We start from the raw sequence: 6,331 nt of genomic DNA, 5'->3' as shown, positions 1-6,331 counted from the left end.
CTGGACATGATGGATCGATTCCTGTTCTCGCCCTACGTCATCCGGCGGACTTGCTGTTAGCTGCTGGCCTCACCCAACCCTGACACGTAGGGCAGTGGCCTTGGACGGTCCGTCGTTGATCACCTGCAGGTTGTAGGTGATCGTCGTACCTGCCACCGCTGTCGCGGGACCGGTCTTGGTCAGTCTGAGGTCCGAGACCGCGCTGAAGCTGAGGGTGTCGCTCCGCTGGTTGTTGCTGACGTCTGGATCCGGCGTGCTCGAGACAACCTTCGCCACGTCATCGATGTCCATCGCCTCGTTCGCGGTGATCTCGACGTCGACCTTCTCCCGCTCGGATTCCGACGGTGAGGCGGCCGACACGGTGCCCAGGTTGCAGGTGACAGTGTCGCTGGTGAACGAGCAGCTGCCCTTGCTGGGTGTAGCCGAGACGATCGTGAACGATCCCTCGCTGGTGTGCGTGTCGGTGACGGTGGCGTTCCGGGCGTGCGACGGTCCGAAGTTGTCGACGAAGACCGTGCACTTCGCCGTCTGACCGGCCTGCACCGGCCCGTTCGGCACGCAGAGTTTGGTCACCGCAAGGTCGGCCCGCTCCTGCACGAACGGCGACGTGGTCGCCGTGTTGTCCGACAGATCGGGGTCAACGCTCGCCGTCGTCACGCTGACCTTGTTGTCGATTCGCGTCGTTCCTTCGGACTCGTCTGCCACCGCTCCGCCGGCGACCTTGGTCTTGATGGTGAACGATCTGCTGTCTCCGGACGGTATGTCGCCGAGGTCGCACGAAAGGCTGTTGTCCGCAGCGTTCAAGGTGCAGGGGTCAGGTGATAAGGAGTCGGACAGATACGTGACCTCATCAGGCAGTTCGTCGCTCACAACGACGCCGAACGCCGTATCCGGACCGTCATTGGTGACAGTCACGGTGTAGAAGAGCTCCTCGCCCGCAATCACCGGGTCCGGCGTATCGGTCTTGGACACTCGCACGTCAGCGGTCGGGAACGCGCTGCTGGCATTGCTGACCAGCCACGCGCCGCGACCGTTTGTGCCGACCATGAGCACGTCATCGGTCGCGTCGTAGCGGACGTCGGATGCGAGTGTGTTCGGGATGCCCGCACCGAACTCGGCCCACCTGCCGAAGTTCTGGCTCTGCGTCGAGAAGACGCCCCGGGTGGTGCCGACGACGACCGCGTCGAAGCCGGATCCCGGAACGAAGGCGATCGACAGTACCGAACCCGGGTCGTGCGTCGCCAGGTCACCGGTGATGTCCGACCAGGTGGTACCGGCATCGTCGGTGCGGAACACGCTGGTGCCGTCGGTGACGTACGCAGTGAGCCAGTCGTCGCGGTCGAGTACCAGGTCGATCGGCCGACCGCCTGGGTAGGCATTGAGCTGGGTGAACGCGCCGCCAGCCGACGTACGCAGCGAGAGGCCGACGCCGTTGCCGAACCACAGCACGTCAGGGTTGTCGACCCCGCCGCTACGGCCGCCGTACGCGAGTGCTTCGGTGATTCCCGACCCGGTATTGCCGGTCAGGTCGGTGATGTTGTTGCCCTGGTCGGTGGACTCGTACAGGCGGTTCGTGCCGATCAGCAACCGGCCGGTCGCAACCGCGTTGACCTCGATCGGGCCGTAGAACTGGATGGTGTTGTCGAACTGGAAGAGGTTCTGACCGGCGCTGCCGGCAACGGTCAACGGCAGTGTGGTGTTCGCGCAATTGTTCGCGGCATCGCAGGTGCGCCGCCGCAACCCGCCGAAGTTCTGGGTGCTGAGGTAGCGAATCGACTGCGCAGCATTGACATCGTCGATCGCCACAGTCCCGCCGTCGGCAGTGGTCACCTCACGCCACGTCGTACTGCCGGCCGATGTCTGCTCCGGCGTACCGGTGTCCTGGTTTCCGCACATGATGACGTTCGCGACACTGTCGTAATCACACGAATGGCTCTCGGCCACCTGGAGGTTTCCGTTGACCGAGACCCACGCCCCGTTGTTCGTCGCCGGGTCCGTCTGACGGTAGATTCCCCCGTCGTCGGTCTCGACGATGTCGCCGTTCGCGTCCCACACCATCTCGCGGGAGTCCGCGTGCGGCGCCGTGCCGTTCGCGTTCACATGGGTGATGACGGCACACTGAGCCCCCGCTGCCTGCGATGCGTCGCAGCGGAACAAGCGACCGCTGAAGTCGTTCGCGCCGATGGAGTTCGGGAAGGTGTCGTCGTTCGTGCCGAAAGTGCCATCCGGTCCGGGGTTGGTCGGTTGCCGGTCGCCGCCGAGGAACACGAGGTTCGCGTTCGTGCGATCCGCGAGGATCGAGAAGTGGATGGAGCCCTGACCGCCCGGCTTTTCGCGCGGTTGCATGCCGACCGGCACTCCGCCCTCGAGCGTCTGCGGAGTGTCCAGCTGGGCCCAGTTCGCACCCTGGTCCGCCGAGCGGAACAACCCACCAAGCCGGCCGTTGTTCACAACCCCGACGTATACGGCATTGGCGCCGGCGTTGTTGTGGACGGCCATCTCGATGTTGTTGGTGGCGCCGGCGACGGTGCCACCAGGCGTCCCCGCACCGGCGCCGGTGACGTTGGTCCACGTCGCGCCGGTGTCGTCACTACGGAAGATGCCGCCGGTGGTGGAGACGTAGAGCCGCTGATTGTTGCCTGGCTCACCGACCAGGTCGAATGCGGAGTTGTTCGGGAGTCCCGACGTCCCGTTCCCACTCAGCCGGACGAAGTTCGCCCCGCCGTCGGTACTGCGGAAGACTGTGCGTGTGGACACTGTGGGAGCGCCAGCGGGCACTTCATGGACTGTCGGCGCCCGGGAGGAGGATCTCGTCGACAGAATGGTGTCGAAGTACAGGCTGTCGCTCGACCTCGATGCGTGGCAGTTCACCATCAATGCCGCGGAACTGGCCTTTGCGTTCCGGCAGCACCCTTGATCTCCCTCGACGGCACGCCGCCGAGACCAGGCCAGCCAAACCTTCAGACGTTGAGATTAAGGCGTGTGGTTAAGGTGCGTGTCCCCCCTCGGACACGTGGGGGTTCATATCCCTAGGGATATGAACCCTTTGTCGTCTCTCGGCGTTGCGTGGTTGTTGCGGCTGCGGGGATCCGCCTCCCGCACACCACCTACTGTTACGGCACCAGTATCGCCGTACGCCGGATGGCTCCGAACCCGGAGAAGCAAGTCCAGGACTCCTGGGAGACTCAAGTCGGGCCCGAGCGATTGAGGCGTTCACCATCGGCGGCCGCCTCGCCTGCTGGTCGGCGGGGAATCCCACCCGATGGACCTCGCCATCGGTGCAGCTCCTGGTCGTAGCAGGCGCAGCTGAGGCCGTACTCGGGGAAGGTCGGCGCGAGTCTTCTCCGCGCCGCCGGCCACCAGGTCGACGTGCGCGAACTCAGCGCTGTCCTTCCATCCGACGTGACCCGTCTGGCCCGCCAGATCCAGCCACCCCCGTCAAGACCTTCGCCCGCGAACAACCTCATGCCGGGTTCGTTGGGCTCTGCTTCTTCATCGGTGTAGAAGAGATGATGCTGAGCGACGCGTGACATGTCAAGGGCTCGCCCGATTGGCTTGGCGCCGGTGTCAGCCCGGCTCGACGCCGACTGTGGACTCGCGGACGTTCAGGCGGTAGGGCGCGACGACCTCCTCCTGCGTGCTTGCGGCGCCTTCCATCCGGGCAATCAGCAGGTCCACCGCCGCACTGGCGATGTCGTTGCGGCACGGATTCACCGAGGTGAGGCTCGGGTTGCTGTAGCGGGCCTCCTCGATGTCGTCAAAACCGACCACGGCGATGTCGTCCGGCACCCGCACGCCGTACCGTACGAGCACGCGCAGCGCTCCCAGGGCGAGGGTGTCGTTCAGCGCGAAGACGGCGTCGAAACGCGTCCGGGACCTCAGCAGCCTCGCCATCGCCTCCGCTCCGGTGTCGCGGTGCCACAGCCCGGCGGGGGCAGCCAGCGAGCGCAGCGGGCGGATCCCCGCGTCCCGCAGTGCCGCAAGATAAGCGTTGTAGCGGATCGCCGCGGTACCAACCTCCTCGCCGGGGTGGGTGCCGATCACCGCGATGCGACGCCGACCGGTCGAGATCAGGTGCTCGGTCGCGGCGCGCGAGCCGTTCACGTTGTCGATCACGACGTGGTCGACCGGGCCATGGAAGATCCGCTCCCCCAGCAGCACGGTGGGAAGCGCGGTATTAAGTTGTGCCGCGTCGCCGGGTCCGAGCGCCAGCGGGCTGAACAGCAGGCCGTCGACGAGGTGAGCGCGGGCACTCGACAGCACGGCCAGCTCCCGCTCGCGGACGGCGCTCGTCTGCTCGATCAGCACGGTGAGCCCGTGCTTCTCGGCCGCGCGGATGACCGCGTCGGCCAACTCGGCGAAGTACGGCAGGCTGAGCTCCGGGACCGCCAGCGCGACGATGCCGGTCCGGCCGGAGCGAAGGTTCCGGGCGTTGATGTTCATCTGGTAGCCGAGGGCATCGATCGCCTCTAGCACCCTGTCCCGGGTCGCCGCACGGATGTACGGATAGCCGTTGACCACGTTCGACACGGTTTTCGCGGAGACGCCGGCGCGTCGTGCGACGTCCCGCATGGTAACCGCCATCCCAGCCGTCCCTCCTGGCCGATGTCTTCCTCGCCGTAATTGTCCGATTCACTGCCGCTTCCTCGGCCAGAACGGCGACGTTTCAGGCACGCGGCCACATGTCTTCCGTTGTCAGTCGCATCGTTTCGGCTACCCCACGATCGAGGTATTGACACGTCAGGGTCGCCTCTGCAAGGTATGTTCTACACCGATGAAGAAGCGCTAGCAAGAGTCCGGCACTGAGCGTTGTGAGCGTTAACACAGCGCGGGAGAGTGCCGCCGTCCAACCGGATTCTGTCATCCGGTGCTCGAGACTTCAGGCCGCGCGACCGCGCGGCGAAATTCGTCCACAGAGCTCGATCAGGAGAAGTCATCGTGAACGTCGAATCCACTCGTCGTGAACTCGGCCACCAGGTCGACCGCCGCAGCTTCCTACGCGGCGCCGCCGGACTCGGCATCGCGACCACCCTCGGCGGCTTGACCGCCTGCACACCGGCGTCGAACGACACCGGTGGGAACAAGCTCAGCAGCCCGTCCCTCACCGGCGAGTCCGCCCGGGGCGAGGTCACCATCTGGTCGCGGCAGGGCGACCTGCACAAGGTCTTCAACACCGTGATCCCGTCGTTCAACAAGAAGTACCCGAACATCAAGGTCAAGCACGTCGCGATCGACCCCGCCACTAAGCTCCCGCCGGCGCTGGTCAGTGGTGCCGGCTTACCGGACGGCTCGTTCCTCGAGGATGTCAACATCGTTGGGCAGGCCAACCATCTCCTCGACCTATCCGAGCGGATGGAGCAGTACAAGGCCGACACCGTGAAGTACAAGCTCGACGTAGTCACGATCGACGACCGCTTGGTCGGCATCCCCTGGGACGTCGACCCCGGCCTGCTCTTCTACCGTGAGGACGTCTTGGAGCAGGCCGGTGTGGACCCGGCCACACTGGAGACGTACGACGACCTGCTGGCGGCCGCCCGGACGATCAAGCAGAAGCGCCCCGACGCGCGCCCGCTGCACCTCGAGCGCGATCCCAACCTGGGCCAGATGTGGCTCGAGTTGTTCGCCAACCAGCAGGGCACCGGGCTGATCGACCCGCAGTCCCACAAGACACGACTGGACAGCCCCGAATATCGGCAGATCCTCGGGTGGATCGATCAGGTCGCCAAGGAAGGTCTCGGCACCCGGGCCGCGTTCGTCACACCGTCCGACCTGCAGTCCCTCGAGGCCGGGACCCAGAGCCTCATTCCGTGGGCGTGCTGGTGGAGCTTCGTCCCGCAGTCGTCGCTGAAGACATCCAAGGGCAAGTGGCGGGTGCGGCAGCTGCCGGTGTGGAAGGAGGGCGGCGCCACGAGCGGTGTCATGGGCGGATCGTCGTTCATCATCCCGGCCAAGGCGAAGAACCCCGAACTCGCTTGGCTGTTCTTCGAGCACCTCGTGTACAACGAAGAGGGCTACACCAAGGCCTTCGGTCCGAACACCGTGTACCCGGGCGGGCTGAACACCGTGCTGCCGTCGTATCTGCCGGCACTGGACGAGAACAAACCGCTGTTCAAGCCGGTGAAGGAGTTCGGCAACCAGAACATGTGGGTCGAGTATGTGAAGGCAGCCAAGGACTTACCGGGCGGGTACACGCTGCCCTCGTTCTGGAACAAGTCGGTCAACTATCTCGGAACCAACCTGCAGCGGCTGATGGACGGCCGGTCGACGCCGGACGAGGTCATCGCGAAGTCGGTCCAGGACATCGAGAAGAACCTCATCAACCGGTGATGTC

The 6,331-nt window shown here is 65.3% G+C and carries 3 protein-coding genes; 1 reads left to right on the top strand and 2 read right to left on the bottom strand.

Annotated elements, in window-relative coordinates:
- Positions 1-69: 69 nt before the first annotated feature.
- Positions 70-2,757: a DUF11 domain-containing protein gene (locus tag EV643_RS42305; protein ID WP_166665791.1), complete on the bottom strand. Its 2,688-nt coding sequence runs from the start codon at positions 2,755-2,757 to the stop codon at positions 70-72.
- 810 nt (positions 2,758-3,567) lie between these two features.
- Complete coding sequence (locus EV643_RS42300) at positions 3,568-4,584, bottom strand: LacI family DNA-binding transcriptional regulator (protein WP_133805873.1); 1,017 nt, start codon at positions 4,582-4,584, stop codon at positions 3,568-3,570.
- 354 nt (positions 4,585-4,938) lie between these two features.
- Here EV643_RS42300 and EV643_RS42295 point away from each other — a divergent pair, with 354 nt between their 5' ends.
- A complete protein-coding gene (locus tag EV643_RS42295) occupies positions 4,939-6,327 on the top strand; it encodes an ABC transporter substrate-binding protein (RefSeq protein ID WP_133805872.1) in 1,389 nt (462 codons plus the stop codon).
- The last annotated feature ends 4 nt before the right edge of the window (positions 6,328-6,331 follow it).

The sequence above is a fragment of the Kribbella caucasensis genome (genome assembly GCF_004361855.1).
Taxonomy (GTDB): Bacteria; Actinomycetota; Actinomycetes; order Propionibacteriales; family Kribbellaceae; genus Kribbella; species Kribbella caucasensis.
The sequence above is the reverse complement of the archived record's forward strand: the minus strand, read 5'-3'. Positions and strand labels throughout refer to the sequence as shown.

Bases quoted from the DNA above. Each gene is read 5' to 3' on its own strand.
- EV643_RS42300 (WP_133805873.1), bottom strand. From the start codon at position 4,584: ATGGCGGTTACCATGCGGGACGTCGCACGACGCGCCGGCGTCTCCGCG.